Genomic DNA, 23,153 nt, shown 5'->3' on the forward strand with positions numbered 1-23,153 from the left:
GACCACGGCCCGCGCTCAGGCCGTGACCGCCTCCCGCTCCGCCGCCTCCCGTGCGTCGTACGCCTGCCGCGCCGCCGCGATCTCGTTCTGGTGCCGCTCCGTCCACGTCACCAGCGAGCGGATCGTCGTGTGCAGCGTCCCGCCCAGCGGCGTCAGTTCGTAGTCCACGCGCGGGGGCACCACGGGATGGACCGTCCGCTTCACCAGGCCGTCCCGCTCCAACTGCCGCAGCGTGACCGTCAGCATCCGCTGGCTGATCCCGTCGATCTCCCGCCGCAGCTCCGTGAAGCGCAGCTTGCGCCGGTCCAGCAGGGCGATGACCAGCAGCGACCACTTGTCGGCCACCCGGTCGAGGATCTGCCGTACCTCGCAGTCCTCCCGGGTGTCCCACTGGAAGGGATCGGTGTCTCCGTCGCCCCCGGCGCCGTAGGTCACTTCGCAGTGACTCGGTGACTTCAAAGTGCCTTCTTCCATGGCATCTGATGCTGCACCAGGATGCAGGTGGTTACAAGAGGGAACCGACCCTCTGGCTGGTAACCATCCCTGCCCCCTCCCGCCCTGGAGACAGCTGTGTCCGTACGCGCCTGGAGCCTTCTTCTCGTCCTCTGCGGCACGATCTTCCTCGAAGGCATCGACGTGGCCATGCTCGCCGTCGCGGTTCCCTCGATCAGATCCGACCTGGAGTTGTCCACCTCCACCGCGGCCTGGGTGATGTCCGCCTACGTCCTCGGCTACGCCGGCTTCACCCTCCTCGGCGGCCGCGCCGCCGACCTCCTCGGCCGCCGCCGGATGTTCCTCCTCTGGCTCACCGTCTTCCTGCTCTTCTCCGGTCTCGGCGGCTTCGCGACCGAGGGCTGGATGCTGATCGTCGCCCGCTTCATGACCGGTGTCGCCGCCGCCTTCATGACCCCCGCCGCGATGTCGATCATCACCACCTCCTACGAGGAGGGACCGCAGCGCAACCAGGCCCTGCTGGTCTTCGCCGGCACCGCCGCCGGCGGCTTCTCACTCGGCCTCGTCATCGGCGGACTGCTCACCCAGCTCGGCTGGCGCTGGGTCTTCTTCGCGCCCGTGCTGCTCGCCGGGGCGGTGCTGCTCGCCGCGCTGCGGCTGATCCCGAAGGAGCCGCGGCCCGAGAAGGCGGCGGGCGGCTTCGACGTGGGCGGCGCGCTCACGGCCGCCGGGGCGATGCTGCTGCTGGCGTTCGCGATCGTACGACTGGAGCACGGGCTCGACGGCTGGGCGCTGACGACGCTCGTCCTCGCCGCCGGACTCGCGCTCGGCGGGGTGTTCGTCGCCGTGGAGCGGCGCACGGCGGCCCCGCTCGTACGGCTCGGTCTGCTCCGCAAGGCGTCCATGGTCCGCGCCGACCTCGGAGCGCTCCTCTTCGTCGGCTCGTTCTTCGGCTTCCAGTTCGTGGCCACGCTCTACCTCCAGGAACTGCGCGGCTGGTCCTCCCTGGAGACCGCGCTCGCCCTGATGGTGATGGGCATCGACGCCGTCCTCGCCCCGACGCTGACACCGAGGCTGGTCGCACGGTTCGGCAACGGCAGGGTCATCCTCGGCGGCTTCGTCCTCGCGGTCGTCTCGTACGCGCTGTTCCTGCCGGTCGGCCCCGACTGGTCGTACGCGGCGATGTTCCCGACCCTGCTCCTGACCGGACTCGCCTTCGCCCTGGCCTACGGGCCGCTGACGATCGCCGCGACCGACGACGTCGCCGAGGAGGAGCAGGGGCTCGCCAGTGGACTGCTCACCACGGCGACGCAGTTCGGGTCCGCGGTCGGCATCTCGGCGGTGACGGCGGTGTACGGGATCGTCGGCGGCGGACTCGGCGGTTTCCGGGCGGCGTTGGTGGTGCCGGTGGCGATGGTGGTGCTCGGCGCGGTGGTCACGGCGACCGGACTGCGGCCGGACCGGGCCGTGTCCGGGGCCCCGGCCGCTGCGACCAAGGTCACGGTCTCGTAGCCGGGACGCGCCCTTAGTGTGGGGGAATGAACGATTCGCCCAGTTGCCCGCTGGTGGGCGTCGCCGCCACGTACATGCCCCGGCTCTCGGAGTTCTCCTTCGAGCCGGGGCTTGTGGCCGCCGTGGACCAGCACGCCGCGGCGGTCCGTGACGCCCTGGTCCCGGCCGTCCCGGCTCAGCGGAGCCCGGAGGGCGGGACCGTCCGTCGGGAGGACCTGTCGGACTACGTCCTCGGGTTCACCGACTGGCTGTCGGAGGCGGACTGGGTGGAGCCGGTGGGGTACGACTTCGCGACGCTGCGGCTGACGGCCGTCTGCTGGCTGATCCGCGAGTACGACCTGCTGGGCTCGTAACACCGGTGGCCCCCCGGCCGTATGCGCACCACTGGCTACATCGGGTCCACAGGCTCCGGACCCTGACCCATGTCCCGGCCGCCCCGGCCGCCCTGGTCCCGGCCTCCCATGTCCCGGCCTCCCGTGTCGCGCCCCTGGTCCATGCGCTCCTGCGGGGCCGGCATACCGCGCTTCGCGTCCTCGCGGCCCCGCTGGTACGCGGAGATCTGGTCCTTCGCGTGCCCCGTCTCCGTCTCGGCGGCCGAGAGCCAGCGCTCCCACCGCTGTCGCATCGGGGTGATCAGGCCGCCGCCGACGCCGACGATCATGATGCCCGCCATGGTCGCGAGGACCGCCGTGAGCACCGGACCGGTCACGGCGGTGGCGATGCCGGCCTGGCTGAGGGCGGCGATCACGCCGAGACCCACGATGAACGTCCAGGCCGCCGTGGCCACGACCCTGCCGTACGGCATCTGGCCCAGCGCGCCCGTGACGATGTCCCGGACGGCGCGGGCGATGGCCATCGCCACCACGACGATGACGACGGCGACGATCGCCCTCGGCAGCCAGGAGACGATGCCGTTGATCATGACGCTCACCGGGTTGGGGCCGAAGACCCCGAAGGCGAGCTGGAGCGCGATCAGCAGGACCGCGTAGTAGAGGATCTTGGAGATGATCCCGGTGGCGTCGTACTTGGAACCCCGGAGGGTGTTGGCGACGCCACTGCGTTCGGCCATGCGCTCGAAGCCGACCTTCCGCAGCACGCGGTCGGCGATCTTGGCGATCATCTTCGCCACGAACCAGCCGATGAGCAGGATCGCGAGGAAGCCGATGAACTTCGGTACGAACTCGGCGACGGCCGACCAGGCGTCGGTGAATCCGCGGCCGAAGTCGACCGAGAGGGCGAGGGGCTGCGACATGACGCGTTCACTCCGCTCGGGATGGGCCCGCACGGGCAGCGAGGCCTTGGACTCCCGACGTAACACCGCCCCCCTCGACTGTGCCTCCGGTCAGCGCCCCGGCTGGGCCGATGGAGTGGAAACCGGCGTACCGTCCGGGTCGTCGGCGGAGTCCGCGCCCGCGCCCGCGGGGAGTCCGGTGCCCCGGAGCGCGGCCCGCGCCGCCGCCTCGACGGCCGCCCGGTTCCGGTGGGCCGTCCGCAGGGCGTCCCAGGTCAGCAGCGTCAGGGCCAGCCACACCAGCGAGAAGCCGGCCCAGCGCTCCGGCGGCATCGCCTCGTGGAAGTAGACGACCCCCAGCAGGAACTGGAAGACCGGCGCCAGGTACTGCAGCAGCCCCAGCGTCGACAGCGGCACCCGGATCGCCGCGGCGCCGAAGCAGACCAGCGGCGCGGCCGTCACGACGCCGGTCGCCGCGAGCAGGGCCGCGTGGCCCGCCCCCTCGGCGCCGAAGGCGGCCGCTCCGGTCGAGCCGAGCCAGAGCAGATAGGCCAGGGCCGGCAGGAACTGGACCGCGGTCTCGGCCGCCAGCGACTCCAGGCCGCCGATGTTGACCTTCTTCTTCACCAGGCCGTAGACGGCGAAGGAGAAGGCCAGCATCAGCGAGAGCCACGGCGGCCGCCCGTAGCCGATCGCGAGGACGAGCACGGCCGCGAAGCCGATGCCGACCGCCGCCCACTGCACGGGCCGCAGTCGTTCCTTGAGGAGCAGGACGCCCATGGCGATCGTGACGAGCGGGTTGATGAAGTACCCGAGGGAAGCCTCGACGACCTGGCCGGAGTTCACGGCCCAGATGTAGCCGCCCCAGTTGACGCTGATCACGGCCGCGGCCAGGGCGATCAGACCCAGCTTGCGCGGGTTGCGGAGCAGTTCGCGGATCCAGCCCCATCGGCGCAGCACCGCCAGCGCGATACTGACGACGACCAGTGACCAGACCATCCGGTGGGCGAGGATCTCGACCGCCCCGGCCGGCTCGAGGAGCGGCCAGAAGAGCGGGAACAGCCCCCAGATTCCATAGGCGCCGATCCCGTACAGGAGTCCTGCTCGCCCCTCGTCGTCCGTCTTCACCGAACCTCCTGCCCTGTGCCGCGCCGTCCCGAAGACGGTAGCGCCGCACAGGGGGCGATGTCATGTCCGTACCGCGATACGGTCATGACCTTCCGGCGAGGGCTCAGGCGAGGGCTCAGGCGGCCTCGGTGGCCGCCGCGCCGATCGCCGCGCCGATCGTCTCGGCGATCGGCGTGGTCGGGCGCCCGATCAGCCGCGCCAGGTCGCCGTCGCCGCGCGCGAGGGCGCCGCGCTCGATGGCCCTGTCGACGTCCACCAGGATCTCCGCGAAGGGCCGCGGGACGCCCGCGCCGGTGAGGATCGCCAGGTGCGTCTCGGCGGGGACGGCGCGGTAGACGATCTCCTTGCCGGTCAGGCGGGCGACCTCGGCCGCGTACTCGGTGAAGGACCAGGCGACGTCGCCACTCAGCTCGTACGCCCGCCCGAGGTGCCCCTCGCCGGTCAGGACGGCGGCGGCCGCGGCCGCGTAGTCGGCGCGCGAGGCCGAGGCGACCCGGCCTTCGCCCGCGTTGGCGACGACGGCGCCGTGCGCCAGGACCGGGGCGAGGTTGGCGGTGTAGTTCTCGCTGTACCAGCCGTTACGGAGGAAGGTGTACGGCAGACCGGAGGCGAGGATCAGCCGCTCGGTCTCCCTGTGCTCGGCGGCCAGGTCGAAGTCGGCCTCCGGGCCGCCCAGAACGCCGGTGTACGCGAGCTGCGCCACGCCCGCGGCCTTGGCCGCGTCGATCACCGCGGAGTGCTGCCGGACGCGCTGCCCGACCTCGCTGCCGGAGATCAGCAGCACCCGGTCACCGGCCTCGAAGACGCCTGCCAGCGTCTCCGGCCGGCTGTAGTCGGCGATCCGCAGGTCGACATCGCGCTCGGCGAGGTCGGCCGCCTTCGCCTTGTCGCGCACGACGGCGGCGACGGACTCGGCGGGGACGCGGGTCAGCAGCTCGTCGATGACGAGACGGCCGAGCTGTCCGGTGGCTCCGGTGACGACGATGCTCATGGCGTTCTCACTCCTGGAGAGGGGTTCGTTCGGGGGTCCACTCACCGTAAGTGGGGCGCCAACTATTCGAAAGTACCCACTTTGAAGTAAGGTACTGGCATGGGAGTAAGTGTTGCTGGAGTCGAGGGAAGCACGCAGGGCGGCGTCTGGCGGCCCGACATCAAGGACCCGTCGTGCCCGTCGCGGCTCGTTCTGGAGCACGTCACCAGCCGCTGGGGCGTCCTGATCCTGATCGCCCTCCTGGAGCGTTCGTACCGCTTCGGCGAACTGCGCCGCGAAGTGGGCGGCGTCAGCGAGAAGATGCTGACCCAGACCCTCCAGACCCTGGAGCGCGACGGCTTCGTGCACCGCGACGCCAAGCCGGTGATCCCGCCCCGGGTCGACTACAGCCTCACCGAGCTGGGCGAGGAGGCCGCCCGGCAGGTCGCGGAGCTCGGTCGCTGGACTGAGCGCCGGGTCGCCGCGGTGCAGGAGGCCCGCGCGCGGTACGACCAAGCCAGGCGCGAGAGCGCAGGCTGATCCCGCCCGGGGGCGGGAGGGTGGCGAGCCGGACGGCGACGGGCAGACGTGAGGGGCGCGGCAGCCCGGCTGCCGCGCCCCTCACACGCTGCTACGACGCTTGTCCTAGCCGACGACGGTCCAGGTGTCGTTGCCCGTCAGCAACTGGCCCAGGTCTCCCTTGCCGTGCTGCTCGATCGCCGTGTCCAGCTGGTCGGCCATCAGCGTGTCGTAGACCGGCCGGACCACCGACCGGAACACCCCGATCGGCGTCTGGTGCAGGGTGTCCGGGTCCGCGAGACGGGAGAGCGCGAACGCGGTGGTGGGGGAGGCGGCGTGTGCGTCGTGCACCAGGACGGCGCTCTCGTTCTCCGCCGTCACGGTGACGACCTTCAGGTCGCCCGTCGCCGGGTCCCGGACGACACCCTTGGCCAGGTCGGTGCCGAAGCGGATCGGCTGCCCGTGCTCCAGCCGGATCACGGCCTCCTGCGCCTGCTCCTTGTCCTTCAGGACCTCGAACGCGCCGTCGTTGAAGATGTTGCAGTTCTGGTAGATCTCCACCAGCGCCGTGCCCGGGTGGTCGGCGGCCTGCCGCAGCACCTCGGTGAGGTGCTTGCGGTCGGAGTCGACGGTCCGGGCGACGAAGCTCGCCTCCGCGCCGATCGCCAGCGACACCGGGTTGAAGGGCGCGTCGAGCGAGCCCATCGGGGTCGACTTGGTGATCTTGCCGACCTCGCTGGTCGGGCTGTACTGCCCCTTGGTCAGGCCGTAGATCCGGTTGTTGAACAGCAGGATCTTGAGGTTGACGTTGCGGCGCAGGGCGTGGATGAGGTGGTTGCCGCCGATGGACAGCGCGTCGCCGTCACCCGTGACGACCCAGACCGACAGGTCGCGGCGCGAGGTGGCCAGACCGGTGGCGATGGCGGGGGCGCGGCCGTGGATGGAGTGCATCCCGTAGGTGTTCATGTAGTACGGGAATCTGGAGGAGCAGCCGATGCCGGAGACGAAGACGATGTTCTCCTTCGCAAGACCCAGCTCCGGCATGAAGCCCTGCACGGCGGCGAGGACGGCGTAGTCGCCGCACCCCGGGCACCAGCGCACCTCCTGGTCGGACTTGAAGTCCTTCATCGACTGGGCGGCTTCGGCCTTGGGCACGAGGTTCAGGAGTGACTCAGGCATCGATGGCCTCCTTGAGTGCCGTGGCGAGCTGCTCGGCCTTGAACGGCATGCCGTTGACCTGGGTGTACGACTGGGCGTCGACGAGGTACTTCGCCCGGACGAGGGTGGCGAGCTGGCCCAGGTTCATCTCGGGGACGACCACCTTCTCGTACCGCTTGAGCACTTCCCCGAGGTTCTTCGGGAAGGGGTTCAGATGGCGCAGGTGGGCCTGGGCGATGGGCGCCTTGTCGCGGCGGAGCCGGCGGACGGCCGCCGTGATCGGGCCGTAGGTGGAGCCCCAGCCGAGGACCAGCGTCGTCGCGCCGTCCGGGTCGTCGACGTCGAGGTCCGGGACCTCGATGCCGTCGATCTTGGCCTGGCGGGTGCGGACCATGAAGTCGTGGTTGGCCGGGTCGTAACTGATGTTGCCGGTGCCGTCCTGCTTCTCGATTCCGCCGATGCGGTGTTCCAGACCGGGCGTGCCGGGCACGGCCCACGGCCGGGCGAGGGTCCGCGGATCGCGCTTGTACGGCCAGAAGACCTCGGTGCCGTCCGCCAGCTCGTGGTTGGGGCTGGCGGCGAACTGCACCCGCAGATCCGGAAGTTCGTCGAGGTCCGGGATCCGCCAGGGCTCGGAGCCGTTGGCGAGGTAGCCGTCGGAGAGCAGGAAGACCGGCGTGCGGTACGCGAGCGCGATCCGGGCCGCGTCCAGGGCCGCGTCGAAGCAGTCGGCGGGGGTCCTGGGCGCCACGACCGGTACCGGCGCCTCGCCGTTACGGCCGTACATGGCCTGGAGGAGGTCGGCCTGCTCGGTCTTGGTGGGCAGACCGGTCGACGGGCCGCCGCGCTGGATGTCGACGATCAGCAGCGGCAGCTCCAGGGAGACCGCGAGGCCGATCGTCTCCGACTTCAGCGCCACCCCGGGACCGGAGGTGGTGGTGACGGCCAGCGAGCCGCCGAACGCCGCGCCGAGCGCGGCGCCGATGCCGGCGATCTCGTCCTCGGCCTGGAAGGTGCGGACGCCGAAGTTCTTGTGCCGGCTCAGCTCGTGCAGGATGTCCGAGGCCGGGGTGATCGGGTACGAGCCCAGGTAGAGCGGGAGATCCGCCTGCCGGGACGCGGCGATCAGACCGTAGGAGAGGGCCAGGTTCCCGGAGATGTTCCGGTACGTGCCGGCCGGGAAGGCCGCGGTGGCGGGGGCGACCTCGTAGGAGACGGCGAAGTCCTCGGTCGTCTCGCCGAAGTTCCACCCGGCCCGGAACGCGGCCACGTTCGCCTCGGCGATCTGCGGCTTCTTCGCGAACTTCCGGCGCAGGAAGGTCTCCGTGGCCTCGGTCGGCCGGTGGTACATCCAGGACAGCAGCCCGAGCGCGAACATGTTCTTGGAGCGCTCGGCCTCCTTCCGGGACAGGCCGAACTCCTTGAGCGCCTCGATCGTCAGCGTCGTCAGCGGCACCGGATGGACCCGGTACCCGGCCAGCGAGCCGTCCTCCAGCGGAGAGGTCTCGTAGCCGACCTTGGCCATGGCGCGCTTGGCGAACTCGTCCGTGTTGACGATGATCTCGCCGCCGCGCGGCACGTCCCCGATGTTGGCCTTCAGCGCGGCCGGGTTCATCGCGACCAGCACGTTCGGGGCGTCGCCCGGGGTCAGGATGTCGTGGTCGGCGAAGTGCAGCTGGAACGAGGAGACACCCGGCAGGGTCCCGGCGGGCGCCCGGATCTCGGCGGGGAAGTTCGGCAGCGTCGAGAGGTCGTTCCCGAAGGACGCCGTCTCGGAGGTGAACCGGTCACCCGTGAGCTGCATGCCGTCGCCGGAGTCCCCCGCGAAACGGATGATCACCCGGTCGAGACGCCGGACTTCCTTCTCTGTGCCGTGGTGGGGCGCCGCCGGAGCGCTGCGCTGCTCCCCGACCAGGGCCTCACCGGCCTCGTTGCTGACCTGGCTGGTCACTGAACTGGACCTCCCTCGCGGCAAGGGTCTCCTCCGCCCGTGGCGGGAGAAGGCTCGGGTGACGGCCGGTCGGACCGGTCGTCCCGTGGCCCACCCTACGACGGTAAGGGGGGCCTTCCCGGGACTTCTCGCAGAGCGGACCTCTTTTTGAGACGCCCACTTGCCCTGGATTATTACGTTATGTCGTGCCCTTACTGTGAACGGAGCGTGACGCTCCGCTCGTACTTCGGTCCTACGACCGTTCCGGTCGCTTCCTCGTCCGGCAGGGTGTCAGGTCGTCACGAGTTCAGGTAGGTCAACACCGCGAGTACCCGACGGTGATCCCCGTCACTCGGCGCCAGTCCCAGCTTCAGGAAGATGTTGCTGACGTGCTTCTCCACGGCGCCGTCGCTCACCACGAGCTGCCTCGCGACCGCCGAGTTGGTCCGGCCCTCCGCCATCAGGCCGAGAACCTCCCGCTCACGGGGGGTGAGGTTGGCCAGCACGTCCTGCTTCCGGCTGCGGCCGAGGAGCTGCTGCACGACCTCAGGGTCCAGCGCCGTACCGCCCCTGGCCACCCGGACCACCGCGTCCACGAACTCCCGGACCTCCGCCACCCGGTCCTTCAGCAGATAGCCCACGCCCCGGCTGGAACCGGCCAGGAGCTCGGTGGCGTACCGCTCCTCCACGTACTGCGAAAGGACCAGGACCCCGACGCGGGGGTACTCCTTGCGCAGCCGTACCGCCGCTCGCACGCCCTCGTCCGTATGGGTGGGCGGCATCCGTACGTCCGCCACCACCACGTCCGGCAGCGCGTCCTCCCCGGCCAGCTCGGCCACGGTCTTCACCAGCGCCTCGCCGTCACCGACCCCGGCGACGACCTCGTGCCCCCGGTCGGTCAGCAGCCGGGTCAGCCCCTCCCGGAGCAGCACCGAATCCTCGGCGATGACCACCCGCACCCTGTCCGCCACGTCTTCCACGCCCACGATCCCGCAGCCCCCATGTCGATGTTCCGATGAGCCCCCAGCATCGCAGCAACGCGGTTCCCGGTTGTGGGCAACTGTTCCGCTGGGGCGCTCCCGGTGCCTGCGGTGCCTGCGGTGCCTTTGGCGCCTTTGGCGCCTGCGGGTGCGGCGCCCCTCACGCGCGCGTCGGGCCGGAGTCGCCCGTCACGCGCGCGTCACGGCGCCGCCGGTCACGCGCGCCACGGCAGCTCCGCCGTGACCGTCGTCGGGCCGCCGGCCGGCGAGTCGACCGCCAGGACGCCGTCGACCGCGTCGAGCCGCTCCATGAGACCGGCCAGACCGCTGCCCGCGGCGGCGTCCGCGCCGCCCCGGCCGTCGTCCCTGACCTGGAGCATCAGCCGGTCGCCCGTCCGCCAGACCTCCACCCACGCGCGCCGCGCCCGCGCGTGCTTGGAGACGTTCTGCAGCAGCTCCGACACGGTGAAGTAGGCGATGCCCTCGATCGCCGGGGCCGGCCGGGTCGCCAGATCCACCTGCACCGACACCGGGACCGTGCACCGCGAGGCCACCGCCGACAGCGCCGCGTCCAGACCGCGGTCGGTCAGGACCGCCGGATGGATGCCCCGGGCCAGATCGCGCAGCTCCCGCAGCGCGATCTTGACCTCGTCGTGCGCCTCCTCCACCATCCGCGCCGCCGCCCGCGGATCCTCGGCCAGCTTCTCCTTCGCCAGACCCAGATCCATGGCGAGCGCCACGAGCCGGGCCTGCGCGCCGTCGTGCAGATCGCGCTCGATCCGGCGCAGATCCGCGGCGGCCGTGTCCACCACCACGCCCCGGTCCGACTCCAGCTCCGTCACCCGCGTCGCCAGGCGCGACGGCCCGAGCAGCCCCGACACCATCAGCCGGTCCACGGCGGCCAGCCCGCGGATCAGCCACGGCCCCACGAGCACGAAGAGCAGCCCCACGGCGCTGGTGACCGCGATCTCGAAGGGCGAGTCGAGATAGAAGGCGTGCGTCCTGTCGCCGTACAGCTGAAGGCCGTCCTGTCCCCCGTACAGCGGGAACACCCACTGCCACAGCGGATACGTGAAGAGGGACCAGCCCCACCCCATGAAGGCCACCGCGACCGAGAAGGCGAACACCGCCCACGGGAAGTGGAGGATCGCGTACAGCACATGGCGCCAGGACGCCCCGCTCTTCAGCATCGCGCCCATCCACGCCATGGGTCCGCCGTCGGGACGGCCCCGCACGGGCTCGGGCGCCCCCACGTCCAGCCGCAGCAGAACGCGTGCCCGGGCCCGCTCCACCGCGCCGAAGCCGCGGCACATCGCCAGGCCCGCGGCCAGGACCGGAATCCCCAGGAAGGTGATCAGCAGACCCGCGCCGGCCGCCACCATGGCGACGGAGAGGGCGAAATAGAGGCAGGCGAGCGGCAGCCCGAGCAACAGGTAGCCGAACTCCCGCCAGGTGCGGGCCTCGAACGGCGCGCGGATCGCGGCGGGAAGGCGGTGGGTGGCCATCGCTGGTGTCCGTTTCTGCTCGGAGAGGTCCATGCGGTGCATGCCTCAAGACTTCCGGTCCGGCGCGCGCCGGACCATGAGGAGGGTCGGCGTCCCGGGGCGGGGGATTTCCCTACCACCCGGGACGGGGCGGAGGTGGATACCGGCGCCGGGCCGCGGGCGGGCACGGGCGCCGGACCGCGCGCGAAACGCGCAGCTCCCCGGCGCCTGCCGGGCTCACGCGCCCGCCCTTTCACGCCCCGCCCGCCGGGCTCACGCCGTCTGGTTCACGCGCCCGCCCGCTCCCGCCACGGCAGCTCCGCCGTGACCGTCGTCGGACCTCCCTGCGGCGAGTCGAGGACGAAGACCCCGTCCACCGCCCCCAGCCGGTCCGCAAGGCCCGCCATCCCCGTGCCGCCGTCCAGCCGCGCCCCGCCGCGGCCGTCGTCCCGTACCTGGAGCAGCAGCCGGTCGTCCCGGCGCCACACCTCCACCGACGCGGAGCGCGCCCGCGCGTGCTTGGAGACGTTCTGGAGCAGCTCGGAGACGGTGAAGTACGCGATGCCCTCGATGGCCTCGGCCGGTCGCCGGTCCAGATCGACGGTCACCCTCACCGGCACCGTGCACCGGGCGGCGACGGCGGACAGGGCCGCGTCCAGACCGCGGTCGGTGAGGACCGCCGGATGGATGCCCCGCGCCAGATCGCGCAGCTCCTGCAGCGCCAGCTTCACCTCGCCGTGCGCCTCGTCGACCATCGCGGCCGCCGCCTCCGGGTCCTCGAGGAGCTTCTCCTTCGCCAGCCCGAGCCCCATCGCCAGCGCCACGAGCCGGGCCTGCGCGCCGTCGTGCAGATCGCGCTCGATCCGGCGCAGGTCGGCGGCGGCCGTGTCCACGACCACGCCCCGGTCCGACTCCAGTTCGGCGACCCGTCGCTCCAGCTCGTCCGAGGGTGACAGCAGGCCGCGGACCATGGCCCGGTCGGCGTTGGCCAGACCGCGCGCGATGAACGGCAGTACGGGCCAGAGCACGATCAGCCCGACCAGGGTCACGGCGAACGTCACGACTCCCCAGGGCAGCCGGATGAACCCGTACAGCACGGCCCGCCAGGCGACCGGATCCTTCAACGCCGTCCACAGCCAGGGCAGGAGGCCGTGCCGGCGGGGGAGCGGACTGGGTTCCTCCACCTGTACCCCGAGCAGCGCCCGGGCCCTCGCCCGCTCGGCCCGGCCCATCCCGCGCGCCCCGGCCAGACCGAGGGCGAGGAGCGGCAGACCGATCACGGTGACGGCCAGGCCCACTCCGAGGAGGACCGACACCACCGCGTACGCGAAACCGACCAGCGCGAACGGCAGATTGGCGAGGAGGAAGGAGACCTCCTTCCAGGTGTGCCGGCCGTACGCGAGGCGCGCGGGCGGCAGTCTGTCGCCGTCGCTGTCAGGGCTTTCGCTGTCGGGGCTTTCGGTGTCGACGCTCATGGGCCCAAGCCTGCCGGTCGGGAGTCCGGCGGCGCCATGGGGTCCGTGGGTGGGCGGAAGTAGGGATATCCCCACCCGTGACCCGCCCGTGCCCACTCCTCGACACAACCGCTTACCCGCTCTTTACGAGGGCCTAGACTCCCGTGCGTACAGATCGTCGATACGGGCAGGGAGCGAGGGGTGGACGTGCCGGATCCGACCGTACGGGCGGGACTCGCGGCGGACTACTTCCAGACGTACTCCGTCGTCGGGCTGCTCGCCGCCCTCGGCGTGCTCTTCGTCGCCATCGCCTTCGGCGCGGGCCGGCTGCTGCGGCCCGTCGCGCCGACGCCGGAGAAGCTGCTGACGTACGAGTGCGGCGTCGACCCGGTCGGCGAGGGCTGGGCGCACACACAGGTCCGCTACTACGTCTACGCTTTTCTGTACGTCATCTTCGCCGTGGACTCGATCTTCCTCTTCCCCTGGGCGACGGTCTTCGCGGCGCCCGGCTACGGCGCGACGACGCTGGTCGAGATGTTCATCTTCCTCGGCTTCCTGGCCGTGGGACTGCTCTACGCGTACAAGAAGGGCGTCCTGACATGGACGTGACCCCGCAGACCTCGCAGACGCCCCGGACCGGGCCCGTCCCGGCAGCCGGGCGGCCGTCGCATCCGACACCGCTGCCGGCCCCCACGCTCGGTCCTCTCGCCCGGCTCGCTCCCGAGCCGATGAAGGTGGTCCTGAACTGGGGCCGCCGCTACAGCCTCTGGGTCTTCAACTTCGGCCTCGCCTGCTGCGCGATCGAGTTCATCGCCGCGTCGATGGCCCGCCACGACTTCATCCGGCTCGGTGTCATCCCCTTCGCGCCCGGACCGCGTCAGGCCGACCTGATGATCGTCTCCGGCACGGTGACCGACAAGATGGCGCCGGCGGTGAGGCGTCTCTACGAACAGATGCCCGAGCCCAAGTACGTCATCTCCTTCGGCGCCTGCTCGAACTGCGGCGGCCCCTACTGGGACTCGTACGCGGTGACGAAGGGCGTCGACCAGATCATCCCCGTCGACGTCTACGTCCCCGGCTGCCCGCCGCGGCCGGAGGCGCTGCTCCAGGGGATCCTGAAGCTCCAGGAGAAGATCGCCCGGGAGTCCCTGGGGGAGCGGTACTCGGGTCCCTCCGTGGGCCAGCTGACCAGCGGTCTGGTCACCCCGCCGGGCGGTGAGAAGTGAACGCGTACGACACCCTGCCGGACGCCGTCACCGAGGTCTTCGGTGAGGAGGCGACGGCGGAACGGGCGTACGACCTGCTCACGGTCGACGTGCCGGCGGACTCGTGGATCGCGGCCCTGGAGACCGCCCGGTCCACGCTGGGCTGCACGTACTTCGACTGGCTGAGCGCCGTCGACGAGCCGGGCACGGGCTTCCGCGTCTGCGCGCACGTGGTCGCGCTGGAGGGCGGCACGGTCCGCCGCCTCCTGGTGCGCACGACCGTCCCGCACGAGGCGGCGTCCCTGCCGACGGCGGTGGGGGTCTACGCCGGTGCGGCCTGGCACGAGCGCGAGACGCACGAGATGTTCGGCGTCACCTTCACCGACCACCCGAACCTCGCACCGCTGCTCCTCCCGGAGAACTTCGAGGGCCACCCCCTCCGCAAGGACTTCGTGCTTGCGGCGCGCGTCGCGAAGGCGTGGCCGGGCGCGAAGGAGCCGGGGGAGTCCGAGCACGGTGGCCCGAAGCGCCGTCAGATGCTCCCGCCGGGCGTCCCCGACCCCAACGACTGGGGCCCCCTCAAGGGCCAGCTCCCCCCTGCCCCGGCCCGCCCCGCCCGCACGGCGCGCGCCCGCACGGCGACGGAGGGCGCGGCACCGGCCGTGGCCACCCCGCGCCGCGCGCGTACGACGGCGGAGGGCTCGGCGAGCCAGGCGGCCGAGGCCCCGGCGGCAGCCCCGGAAGCGGGCGCCGCGCGCCCGGCCCGCCGCTCGCGCTCCGTGAGCGAGGGTTCGGCGACGCAGCGCACCGAGACACCGAGCGCCGACGGCACGGACAGCGGTACGGACATTGGTACGGAGGCGACTCCCCAGACCCGCCCGCCGCGCCGCACCCGCAGCGCGGCCGACGGCTCGGCGAGCCAGGCCGGCACGACCCCGCCCACCCCGCCGCGCCGCACCCGCAGCGCGGACGCCCCCTGGCACCACGCCCGCCCGGCCTTCGAGGACGAGCCCGCGGCTGCCGGAGAACCGGCACAGGCCCCCGAGCCGTCGGCCGAACCGGCCACCGAACCGGCCCCGGAGAGCCCGGCCCCCGAACCGGCCCCGGAGAGCCCGGCCACCGAATCGGCCCCGGAGAGCCCGGCCACCGAATCGGCCCCGGCCGCCGAGCCGACCCCGGCCCCCGAACCGGGCCCCGAGACCTCGGCCGCCGAGCCGACCCCGGCCCCCGAACCGGGCCCCGAGACCCCGGCCGCCGAGCCGACCCCGGCCCCCGAACCGGCCCCCGCTCCCGACCCCGAGGGCGGTTCGCCGGAGAACCCGTCCACCCACCACCCCGCCGGAGGCGATCCCGCGTGAACGACGCACTCGACGTCGCCCTCCGGCTGCTCGTCGTCTTCGGCGTGTTCCTGGTCCTGCCCCTCGTCATCGGGCAGACCGAGCACAAGGTCATGGCCCACATGCAGGGCCGCCTCGGCCCCATGTACGCCGGCGGCTTCCACGGCTGGGCCCAGCTCGTCGCCGACGGGGTGAAGTTCGCGCAGAAGGAGGACGTGGTCCCGGCCAACGCCGACCGCCGCGTCTTCCAGCTCGCCCCCGCCGTCGCCCTCCTCCCGTACCTCCTCGTCCTCGTCGCCATCCCCATCGGCCCGAGCGAGGGAGCCGTCGGCGTACTCGTCGACGCGGGCATCTTCTTCGTCCTCGCCGTGATGGGCGTCGGCGTCCTCGGCAGTCTCATGGCCGGCTGGGCCTCCGCCAACAAGTTCTCCCTGCTCGGAGGGCTCCGCACCGCCGCCCAGCTCCTCTCCTACGAGCTGCCGATGCTCCTCGCCGCCGCCTCCGTCGCGATGGCCGCCGGCACCGTCTCCCTCCCCGGCATCCTGAACGCCTTCGAGTGGTGGTGGCTGCCCTGGCAGATCGTCGGCGCGCTCGTCTTCTTCGTCGCCGGCCTCGCCGAGCTCCAGCGCCCGCCGTTCGACATGCCCGTCGCCGACTCGGAGATCATCTTCGGCGCGTACACCGAGTACACCGGCCTCCGCTTCGCGCTCTTCCTCCTCGCCGAGTACGCCGGCATCGTCGTCCTCTGCGGTCTGACCGCCGTCCTCTTCCTCGGCGGCTGGCACGGCCCCTTCGGCGCCGACGGCCTCGGCTGGGTCTGGACCCTGCTCAAGACCGCGGTCCTCGCCTTCGTCGTCATCTGGCTGCGCGTGAGCTACCCCCGCCTGCGCGAGGACCAGCTCCAGAAGCTCGCCTGGACGACGCTCGTCCCCCTCGCCCTCGCGCAGATCGCGCTCACCGGCATCGTGAAGGTGGCGATCAACTGATGTCCCGCCCGTCTCCCGGCCACCACCCCGCAACGACGCCCTCCGGGCGGCCCCGTTCATTCCCGGGCAGCGGCCTGGCGAAAGGCCTCGCCGTCACCCTGCGCACGATGACCAAGCGCGCGCACACCGCCCAGTACCCCGACGTCCAGCCCGAGCTGCCGCCCCGCAGCCGCGGGGTCATCGGGCTGTTCGAGGAGAACTGCACGGTCTGCATGCTCTGCGCCCGCGAGTGCCCCGACTGGTGCATCTACATCGACTCCCACAAGGAGACGATCCCGGCCGCCGCGCCCGGCGGCCGTGAGCGCAGCCGCAACGTCCTCGACCGCTTCGCCATCGACTTCTCCCTCTGCATGTACTGCGGTATCTGCATCGAGGTGTGCCCCTTCGACGCGCTGTTCTGGTCGCCCGAGTTCGAGTACGCGGAGACGGACATCCACGACCTCACACACGAGCGCGACAAGCTCCGGGAGTGGATGTGGACGGTCCCCGAGCCGCCCGCGCTCGACCCGGCGGCGGAGGAGCCGAAGGAGATCGCCGCGGCCCGCAAGGCGGTCGAGAAGCAGGCCGCCGCAGAAGCCGCGACCCGGGCCCAGGTCCAGGCCGAGGCCCAGTCCCAGGCCGAGGCGCAGCCCAAGGCTGAGTCCGGCTCGGAGGCCCCCGGCGGTCCCGCCACCCCGAAGACCCCCGGCGCCTCGGAGGCTCCCGGCGGTCCCGCCACCCCCGAGACCCCCGGCACCCCCGAGGGAGGCCCCGCGTGAGCCTCGCCGCCGCCCAGCCCGGCTTCCTCTCGCCCTCCGGCGTCGAGATCGCCTTCCTGCTCGTCGGCCTCGTCACCCTCGGCGCGGCCCTCGTCACCGTCACCACCCGGCAGCTCGTCCACGCCGCCCTGTGGCTGGTCGTGACGCTCGGCGGCATCGCCGTCGAGTACCTCCTCCTCACCGCCGAGTTCATCGCCTGGGTCCAGGTGCTGATCTACGTCGGCTCCGTCGTCGTCCTCCTCCTCTTCGGTCTCATGCTCACCAAGGCCCCCATCGGCCGCTCCCCGGATGCCGACTCCGGCAACCGCCCGGTCGCCCTCGCGGTCGCCCTGGCCGCGGCCGCCGCACTCGTCTGGGTCGTCGTCGACGCGTTCCGTACGACCTGGATCGACCTGGACGGACCGGCCCAGGGCTCCACCAAGGTGACCGGCGAGATCCTCTTCCGGCACTGGGTGCTGCCCTTCGAGGCCCTGTCCGTCCTCCTCCTGGCCGCCTTGGTCGGCGCGATCGTCCTCTCCCGCAAGGACCGCCCCGAGGAAGGACCGCGCTGATGCACCTCGCCTACCCCGCCGTCCTCGCCGCCCTCCTCTTCTGCGTCGGCCTCTACGGCGTCCTCGCCCGCCGCAACGCGATCCTGGTCCTGATGTCCGTCGAGCTGATGCTCAACGCCGTCAACCTCAACCTCGTCGCCTTCGACGTCTGGCTCCGCGACACCCTCCACGCCGGCCAGGCACTCACCCTCTTCGTCATCGCCATCGCCGCCGCCGAGATCGGCATCGGCCTCGCGATCGTCCTGATGGTGTACCGCAACGGCGGCACCTCGGACGTCGACCGGCTCCGCGACACCGCGGAGACCGACGGGGCCCCCGCGTCCGACGAGACCTCCACGTCCGGCGACGAGAAGGCCGAGGCCACCGCGTGACCACCACGACCCTCGCCGTCCTCGTCCCCCTCCTGCCCTTCCTCGGCGCCGCCGCCGGTCTCCTCCTGGGCCGCACCGCGCCCGGCTTCGTCCGCCCGCTGGCCGTCCTGCCGACCCTGGCCGCGGCCGTCCTCGCCGTCCTCGTCGCCGTCCGCCAGGGCGGCGGCCGGACCATCGAGGCAGCCACCCAGCTCACCCCCACCGGCTCGGTCCCCATCGACCTGGCCCTGCGCCTCGACGGCTTCGCCGCCCTCGCCGCCGTCCTGGTCTGCGTCGTCGCCGGCTGCGTGCAGATCTACTCCACCGGGTACCTCCGCGACGACCCGCGCTACCCCTCGTACGCCTCGCTCGTCTCCCTCTTCACCTCCGCGATGCTGCTCGTCGTCTACTCCGGCGACCTGATGGTGCTGCTGGTCGGCTGGGAGATCATGGGCATCTGCTCGTACTTCCTCGTCGGGCACTACTGGGAGACCCCCGAGGCGCGCGCCGCCTCCCTGAAGGCCTTCCTGGTCACCAAGCTCGGCGACGTCCCGTTCCTGATCGGTCTGTTCGCGCTCGCCGCCGACGCGGGCACCTTCCGGATCGGCGGGATCCTCGGCGCCGTCGCCGCGGGCGGCCTCGACCACCCCACGCTGATCGCGCTGCTGCTCCTCGCCGGCGTGGCGGGCAAGTCCGCGCAGTTCCCGCTGCACACCTGGCTCCCCGACGCGATGGCCGGCCCCACCCCCGTCTCGGCGCTGATCCACGCGGCCACGATGGTCGCCGCCGGCATCTACTTCATCGCCCGGCTCCTCCCCGTCTTCGCCGCCTCCGCCGCGGCGCTGACCGTGCTCGCCGTGATGGCCGCCGTCACGATGGTCGGCTCGGCGCTCGCCGCCCTCGCCCAGGACGACATCAAGCGGGTCCTCGCCTACTCGACCATCGGCCAGCTCGGCTACATGGCGGGCGCCCTGGCCGTCGGCGACCGCGGCGCCGCCGTCTTCCACCTCCTGTCCCACGGCGCCTTCAAAGCGCTGCTCTTCCTCGCCGCCGGCGCGATCATCCACGCCGCCGGCACCAACTCGCTCTCCGCGATGTCCCGGATGAGCGGCCTGACCAAGCGGATCCCCGACGCGTACTGGACGATGACCGTCGCCCTGCTCGCCCTGGCCGCCCTCCCGCCGTTCGCCGGCTTCTTCTCCAAGGAAGCCGTCCTCGTGGCCGCCGAGCACACCGCCCTCGGAGACCGGACCGTCGCCCCCGCCGGGGCCGGCTGGACCGTCCTCGTCGCGGGCCTGCTCACCGCCCTGCTCACCGCCGCCTACGCGACCCGCCTCTGGCTCCTCGCCTTCCGCGGCCGTGGCACCGAGGTCCCCGACCACGGCCGCCAGCCGATCGCCATGACCACGGTCCTCTGGGTGCTCGCCGTCCCCTCCCTCGGCTTCGGTCTCACCGTCACCCACCTCGACGACTGGTTCGACGGCCAGGCCCTCACCCCGACCGCCACCACCGCCGTCCTCGGCACGGGCATCGCCGTCATCGGCGCCGCCGTCACCTACGCCGTCTGGCAGCGCACCCGCGCCCTCGCCGCCCGCACCCCGCTCGGTGCCGTCGCCGCCCACCCGGAGGGCGACGCCGGCCACGTCGAGGCCGAGGCGATCGCCGCCCACGCCCCCGTCTACGGCGATGTGGCCTCCGCCCCCGACCCCGCCGACCCCGGCCGCGTCCTCCTCGGCCCGCTGCACCGCCACGCGGTCACCGGCTTCCACCTGGACGCCGTCTACCGCACCCTCTTCGTCCGCCCCGTCCTGGCCGCCGCCTCCCTGGTCCGCTTCCTGGACCGCGAGGTCGTCGACACCTACGTCAGCGGCGCGGGCACCGGCACCAACTGGCTGGGATGGCTCGTCCGCCGCGCCCAGACCGGCAACGTGCAGACCTACCTCAGCGCCCTGCTCGCCGGCTCCGTCGTCCTGGCGATCGCCGCCGTCCTCGTCGCCGCCGGAGCGTGAGCCGTGATCGATATCAGCGAATCCGTGATGCAGTTCCTTCTCGCGTTGATCGTCGCCGGCCCGCTCGTCGGCGCCGCCGCCGCTCTCCTCCCGGCCCCGCCCGGGCTGAAAGGCACCTCACCCGACCAGGCCGTGCTCCGCCACGGCGTGATCGTCACCGGCGTGATCCTCGCCGCCACGATCGTCCTCACCCTCGGCTTCGACCACAGCCGGCCGTCGAGGATGCAGGCGAGCACGGACATCACCTGGATCCCCGCACTCGACGTGCGCATCCACCTCGGCGTCGACGGCATCTCCCTCCCCCTCCTGGTCATGACCGCGCTGCTGACCTTCCTCTGCGCGCTCTACAGCTACTTCAAGATGCCGAGCGGGCCTTCCCCCAAGGCCTTCGTCGCCCTGCTGCTCGTCCTCGAGTCCGGCACCCTGGCGACCTTCGCCGTCTCCGACCTCCTGCTGTTCTTCCTCGCCTTCGAGATGGTCCTCATCCCGATGTACTTCCTCATCGCCCGCTGGGGCGGCGAGGGCAGGCAGGCCGCCGCCTGGAAGTTCATCCTCTTCACCCTCCTCGGCTCCGTCGTCATGCTGCTCGGCCTGCTCCTCATCGGCCTGAAGGCGGGCACGTTCGACATGGTGGCACTGGCCACTGACAACGGCCGTGGACTGACCACATCCGTGCAGGTCATCGCCGTTCTGGCGATCGGGATCGGGCTCGCCGTGAAGACCCCGATGTGGCCCCTGCACAGCTGGCTCCCGGACGCCCACACCGCCGCCCCGACCGTCGGCTCCGTCCTCCTCGCCGGCGTCCTGCTGAAGATGGGCACGTACGGTTTCGTACGGATCGTCCTGCCGATCGCCCCCGACGGCATGCGGGTCTTCGCCCCCTACCTCGCCGCCTTCGCCGTCGCCGGCGTCATCTACGGATCCCTCGCCTGCCTCGCCCTCGCCAGGCCCGGCGGCAAGGGGGACCTGAAGCGTCTGATCGCGTACTCCTCTGTCGGCCACATGGGCTTCGTGCTCCTCGGCATCGCGACCATGACCCCCACCGGCGTCAACGGCGCCCTCTTCGCCAACATCGCCCACGGCCTCATCACCGGCCTGCTGTTCTTCCTCGTCGGCGCCCTCAAGGACCGGTACGGCACCGCCGACCTCGACACCCTCGCCGGGGCCACCGGCGCCGCCCTCTACGGCCGCGCGCCCCGCCTGGGCGGACTGCTCGCGTTCGCCGCCGTCGCCTCCCTCGGCCTGCCCGGACTCGCCGGGTTCTGGGGCGAGATGCTGGCCCTGTTCGGCGCCTTCGACCCGGCGGACGGCCTCAGCCGCCCCGCCTTCCTCACCTTCATGGCGATCGGCGCCTTCGGCACCCTGCTCACCGCCGCCTACCTCCTCGTCGTCGTCCGCCGCGTCTGCATGGGCGGCCCCCGCCCCAGCGGCGAGACGGCCATCGCCGACGTCCAGGGCTACGAGTTCGCCGCCTGGACCCCGCTCGTCGCCCTCACCGTCCTCGCCGGCCTGTGGCCCGCGGTCCTCCTCGGCCTCACCGACCCGGCCGTGCAGCAGCTCCTCGCCGGAGGCAAGCAGTGACCCCAACAGCCGCGAGCCTCGTCCAGTCCGTCGACTGGCTCACGATCGCGCCGCCCACCCTCACCGCGGTGGCCGGCCTCGCCGTACTCGTCGCCGACCTCTTCGTCCCCGCCCACCGCAAGCGGCTCCTCGGCTGGACCGCGATCGCCGGACTCGTCGCCGCGATCGCCCTGCTGATCCCGCTGCGCGCCGGCGACCGCTCGACCTTCTGCCTCACCCCCGAGGCCGCCGAGGCCGCCTCCATGGCGCGGGCCGCCTCCGGAGCCGCCGGCTGCAGCTACACCGCCGACCACTTCACGCTGGTCATCCAGTTCCTGGTGCTCGGCGGGGCGCTCCTCACCGCCCTGCTCTCGCTCCCCGACACCGAGGAGAAGCTGCCGGCGGGGGAGTACTGGTTCCTGCTGCTCTCCTCGGCCGCGGGCGCCGCGCTGCTGCCCGCCTCGCGGGACCTCGCCACCCTCGTCGTCGCCCTCGAAGTGGCCTCGCTGCCCGCCTTCGCCCTCGTGGGCCTGCGCCGCGGCGACCGGATGTCCAGCGAGGCCGCGCTGAAGTTCTTCCTCTCCTCGGTCGCCGCGACCGCCGTGACCCTGCTCGGCGTCAGCTTCGTGTACGCCGCCACCGGCACCCTCCACCTCCCCGAGATCGCCCAGCGGCTCGACGACGTCCCCGCCCAGCTGCAGACCCTCGCCGAGGCGGGCGTGGTCCTCACCCTGATCGGCTTCGCCTTCAAGACGGCCGCCGTCCCCTTCCACTTCTGGGTCCCCGACACCTACGTCGGCGCCCCGCTGCCCGTCGCCGGCTACCTCTCCGTGGTCGGCAAGGCCGTCGGCTTCACCGGCCTCATCCTCGTGACCGTCGTCGCCTTCCCCTCGTACGCGCACGTCTGGGGCCCGGCGCTCGCCGTGCTCGCCGCGCTCACCATGACCGTCGGCAACGTGGCCGCCCTGCGGCAGGTCTCCACACGCGCGTGGAGCGCGGTCCGGCTGCTCGCCTGGTCCTCCGTCGCCCAGGCCGGCTACCTCCTGGTGCCGATCGCCGCCGCCGCGTACTCCAGCGACGACCAGATCGGCGCCACCGTCGCGTACGCGCTGATGTACGCCGTCGTGAACCTCGGCGCCTTCGCGGTGGCCGCGCTGGTCGCCCGCAGCCGGCCCGAGAACCGGATCGCCGACTACCGCGGCCTGTACGCCACCCGGCCGCTGACCGCCCTCACCATGGGTTTCTTCCTGCTCAACCTGGCCGGCCTGCCGCCCGGCATCATCGGCCTCTTCGCCAAGGTCACCGTCTTCTCGGCGGCGGTCGACGCCGGACTCGGCTGGCTGGCCGTCGTCATGGGCGTCAACGTCGTGATCGCCCTCTACTACTACCTTCGGTGGACGGCGCTCCTCTTCCGCGCCCCGAAGGCGGAGCCGGTCAGCCACCGCGTCCCCGCTCCGCTGACCGCGGCGATCGCGCTGACCGCCGTCGCGGGCGTCGTACTGTCGGGCTACCCGCAGTTCGCCCTCCGTTTCGCGGCGAACAGCCTCTTCTGACCCTGTCGCCCCGACAGAGACGCAC

Annotated in this window: 22 protein-coding genes; 13 read left to right on the top strand and 9 right to left on the bottom strand. The window is 72.2% G+C overall.

Annotation, left to right across the window (positions count from 1 at the left end; all coding sequences use genetic code 11):
* Positions 1–15: 15 nt before the first annotated feature.
* Positions 16–474 carry a winged helix-turn-helix transcriptional regulator gene (locus ACIRB4_RS01755; protein ID WP_403287832.1) on the bottom strand — a complete coding sequence of 153 codons (459 nt, stop codon included), beginning with the start codon at positions 472–474 and terminating at the stop codon, positions 16–18.
* 96 nt (positions 475–570) lie between these two features.
* Here ACIRB4_RS01755 and ACIRB4_RS01760 point away from each other — a divergent pair, with 96 nt between their 5' ends.
* Together ACIRB4_RS01760 and ACIRB4_RS01765 are read left to right on the top strand one after the other, a co-directional pair.
* Positions 571–1,965: an MFS transporter gene (locus ACIRB4_RS01760; RefSeq protein WP_403287834.1), complete on the top strand. Its 1,395-nt coding sequence runs from the start codon at positions 571–573 to the stop codon at positions 1,963–1,965.
* Between the two features lie 26 nt (positions 1,966–1,991).
* On the top strand, positions 1,992–2,318 hold the full coding sequence (locus ACIRB4_RS01765; protein ID WP_403287835.1) for a DUF6401 family natural product biosynthesis protein: 327 nt from the start codon (positions 1,992–1,994) through the stop codon (positions 2,316–2,318).
* Between the two features lie 35 nt (positions 2,319–2,353).
* On the opposite strand, the gene ACIRB4_RS01770 is transcribed toward ACIRB4_RS01765, so the two are convergent.
* The 3 genes from ACIRB4_RS01770 to ACIRB4_RS01780 form a co-directional block, all read right to left on the bottom strand.
* Positions 2,354–3,217, bottom strand: a complete 864-nt coding sequence (locus tag ACIRB4_RS01770; RefSeq protein WP_403287836.1) for a hypothetical protein — start codon at positions 3,215–3,217, stop codon at positions 2,354–2,356.
* 90 nt (positions 3,218–3,307) lie between these two features.
* Entirely contained in the window at positions 3,308–4,324 is a 1,017-nt protein-coding gene (gene rarD / locus ACIRB4_RS01775; RefSeq protein WP_403287837.1) for an EamA family transporter RarD, read from the bottom strand.
* Between the two features lie 115 nt (positions 4,325–4,439).
* On the bottom strand, positions 4,440–5,315 hold the full coding sequence (locus tag ACIRB4_RS01780) for an SDR family oxidoreductase (protein WP_403287838.1): 876 nt from the start codon (positions 5,313–5,315) through the stop codon (positions 4,440–4,442).
* Positions 5,316–5,414: 99 nt separating this feature from the next.
* Between ACIRB4_RS01780 and ACIRB4_RS01785 the strand changes: the two genes are divergently transcribed.
* Complete coding sequence (locus tag ACIRB4_RS01785; RefSeq protein WP_403287839.1) at positions 5,415–5,834, top strand: winged helix-turn-helix transcriptional regulator; 420 nt, start codon at positions 5,415–5,417, stop codon at positions 5,832–5,834.
* 105 nt (positions 5,835–5,939) lie between these two features.
* Here ACIRB4_RS01785 and ACIRB4_RS01790 read toward each other — a convergent pair whose 3' ends face one another.
* From ACIRB4_RS01790 to ACIRB4_RS01810, 5 genes are all read right to left on the bottom strand, one after another.
* Positions 5,940–6,992: a 2-oxoacid:ferredoxin oxidoreductase subunit beta gene (locus tag ACIRB4_RS01790; protein ID WP_403287840.1), complete on the bottom strand. Its 1,053-nt coding sequence runs from the start codon at positions 6,990–6,992 to the stop codon at positions 5,940–5,942.
* Complete coding sequence (locus tag ACIRB4_RS01795; protein ID WP_403287842.1) at positions 6,985–8,922, bottom strand: 2-oxoacid:acceptor oxidoreductase subunit alpha; 1,938 nt, start codon at positions 8,920–8,922, stop codon at positions 6,985–6,987. Before ACIRB4_RS01795 ends, ACIRB4_RS01790 begins: the two co-directional genes overlap by 8 nt.
* 278 nt (positions 8,923–9,200) lie before the next feature.
* Positions 9,201–9,860, bottom strand: a complete 660-nt coding sequence (locus tag ACIRB4_RS01800; RefSeq protein WP_403288640.1) for a response regulator — start codon at positions 9,858–9,860, stop codon at positions 9,201–9,203.
* Positions 9,861–10,096: 236 nt separating this feature from the next.
* Positions 10,097–11,386 (bottom strand): sensor histidine kinase, encoded by a 1,290-nt coding sequence (locus ACIRB4_RS01805; RefSeq protein ID WP_403288641.1) that lies wholly within the window; start codon positions 11,384–11,386, stop codon positions 10,097–10,099.
* 266 nt (positions 11,387–11,652) lie between these two features.
* Entirely contained in the window at positions 11,653–12,840 is a 1,188-nt protein-coding gene (locus ACIRB4_RS01810) for a sensor histidine kinase (RefSeq protein WP_403287843.1), read from the bottom strand.
* Positions 12,841–13,026: 186 nt separating this feature from the next.
* On the opposite strand from ACIRB4_RS01810, the gene ACIRB4_RS01815 reads away from it, so the two are divergent.
* From ACIRB4_RS01815 to ACIRB4_RS01860, 10 genes are all read left to right on the top strand, one after another.
* Positions 13,027–13,428, top strand: a complete 402-nt coding sequence (locus ACIRB4_RS01815; RefSeq protein ID WP_356886292.1) for an NADH-quinone oxidoreductase subunit A — start codon at positions 13,027–13,029, stop codon at positions 13,426–13,428.
* Positions 13,419–14,045 carry an NADH-quinone oxidoreductase subunit B gene (locus tag ACIRB4_RS01820; protein WP_403287845.1) on the top strand — a complete coding sequence of 209 codons (627 nt, stop codon included), beginning with the start codon at positions 13,419–13,421 and terminating at the stop codon, positions 14,043–14,045. The genes ACIRB4_RS01815 and ACIRB4_RS01820 overlap by 10 nt, the downstream gene beginning before the upstream one ends.
* The gene (locus tag ACIRB4_RS01825) at positions 14,042–15,382 is read left to right on the top strand and encodes an NADH-quinone oxidoreductase subunit C (RefSeq protein ID WP_403287846.1); all 1,341 of its coding nucleotides are present in this window, start codon (positions 14,042–14,044) and stop codon (positions 15,380–15,382) included. Before ACIRB4_RS01820 ends, ACIRB4_RS01825 begins: the two co-directional genes overlap by 4 nt.
* The gene (locus tag ACIRB4_RS01830) at positions 15,379–16,347 is read left to right on the top strand and encodes an NADH-quinone oxidoreductase subunit H (protein ID WP_403287847.1); all 969 of its coding nucleotides are present in this window, start codon (positions 15,379–15,381) and stop codon (positions 16,345–16,347) included. Before ACIRB4_RS01825 ends, ACIRB4_RS01830 begins: the two co-directional genes overlap by 4 nt.
* 107 nt (positions 16,348–16,454) lie before the next feature.
* The gene (locus ACIRB4_RS01835; protein WP_403287848.1) at positions 16,455–17,105 is read left to right on the top strand and encodes a 4Fe-4S binding protein; all 651 of its coding nucleotides are present in this window, start codon (positions 16,455–16,457) and stop codon (positions 17,103–17,105) included.
* Positions 17,102–17,656, top strand: coding sequence for an NADH-quinone oxidoreductase subunit J (locus ACIRB4_RS01840; RefSeq protein WP_403287849.1), 555 nt, complete (start codon positions 17,102–17,104; stop codon positions 17,654–17,656). Before ACIRB4_RS01835 ends, ACIRB4_RS01840 begins: the two co-directional genes overlap by 4 nt.
* Complete coding sequence (nuoK, locus tag ACIRB4_RS01845) at positions 17,656–18,027, top strand: NADH-quinone oxidoreductase subunit NuoK (protein WP_403287851.1); 372 nt, start codon at positions 17,656–17,658, stop codon at positions 18,025–18,027. Before ACIRB4_RS01840 ends, nuoK begins: the two co-directional genes overlap by 1 nt.
* Positions 18,024–20,015 carry an NADH-quinone oxidoreductase subunit L gene (locus ACIRB4_RS01850; protein WP_403287852.1) on the top strand — a complete coding sequence of 664 codons (1,992 nt, stop codon included), beginning with the start codon at positions 18,024–18,026 and terminating at the stop codon, positions 20,013–20,015. The genes nuoK and ACIRB4_RS01850 overlap by 4 nt, the downstream gene beginning before the upstream one ends.
* A gap of 27 nt (positions 20,016–20,042) precedes the next feature.
* Positions 20,043–21,596, top strand: a complete 1,554-nt coding sequence (locus ACIRB4_RS01855; protein WP_403288642.1) for a NuoM family protein — start codon at positions 20,043–20,045, stop codon at positions 21,594–21,596.
* Complete coding sequence (locus ACIRB4_RS01860; protein WP_403287853.1) at positions 21,593–23,128, top strand: NADH-quinone oxidoreductase subunit N; 1,536 nt, start codon at positions 21,593–21,595, stop codon at positions 23,126–23,128. The genes ACIRB4_RS01855 and ACIRB4_RS01860 overlap by 4 nt, the downstream gene beginning before the upstream one ends.
* Positions 23,129–23,153: the final 25 nt, after the last annotated feature.

Origin of the sequence: Streptomyces sp. NPDC093600 (assembly GCF_044764755.1) — a bacterium.
Classification (GTDB): domain Bacteria; phylum Actinomycetota; class Actinomycetes; order Streptomycetales; family Streptomycetaceae; genus Streptomyces.

Excerpts from the sequence above, each read along its gene's own strand:
- ACIRB4_RS01755 (WP_403287832.1), bottom strand. The coding sequence starts at position 474 with ATGGAAGAAGGCACTTTGAAGTCACCGAGTCACTGCGAAGTGACCTAC.
- nuoK (WP_403287851.1), top strand. The coding sequence starts at position 17,656 with ATGCACCTCGCCTACCCCGCCGTCCTCGCCGCCCTCCTCTTCTGCGTC.
- ACIRB4_RS01780 (WP_403287838.1), bottom strand. The coding sequence starts at position 5,315 with ATGAGCATCGTCGTCACCGGAGCCACCGGACAGCTCGGCCGTCTCGTC.
- ACIRB4_RS01790 (WP_403287840.1), bottom strand. The coding sequence starts at position 6,992 with ATGCCTGAGTCACTCCTGAACCTCGTGCCCAAGGCCGAAGCCGCCCAG.
- ACIRB4_RS01785 (WP_403287839.1), top strand. The coding sequence starts at position 5,415 with ATGGGAGTAAGTGTTGCTGGAGTCGAGGGAAGCACGCAGGGCGGCGTC.
- ACIRB4_RS01765 (WP_403287835.1), top strand. The coding sequence starts at position 1,992 with ATGAACGATTCGCCCAGTTGCCCGCTGGTGGGCGTCGCCGCCACGTAC.
- ACIRB4_RS01805 (WP_403288641.1), bottom strand. The coding sequence starts at position 11,386 with ATGGCCACCCACCGCCTTCCCGCCGCGATCCGCGCGCCGTTCGAGGCC.
- ACIRB4_RS01820 (WP_403287845.1), top strand. The coding sequence starts at position 13,419 with ATGGACGTGACCCCGCAGACCTCGCAGACGCCCCGGACCGGGCCCGTC.
- ACIRB4_RS01810 (WP_403287843.1), bottom strand. The coding sequence starts at position 12,840 with ATGAGCGTCGACACCGAAAGCCCCGACAGCGAAAGCCCTGACAGCGAC.
- ACIRB4_RS01770 (WP_403287836.1), bottom strand. The coding sequence starts at position 3,217 with ATGTCGCAGCCCCTCGCCCTCTCGGTCGACTTCGGCCGCGGATTCACC.
- ACIRB4_RS01835 (WP_403287848.1), top strand. The coding sequence starts at position 16,455 with ATGACCAAGCGCGCGCACACCGCCCAGTACCCCGACGTCCAGCCCGAG.
- ACIRB4_RS01855 (WP_403288642.1), top strand. The coding sequence starts at position 20,043 with ATGCAGTTCCTTCTCGCGTTGATCGTCGCCGGCCCGCTCGTCGGCGCC.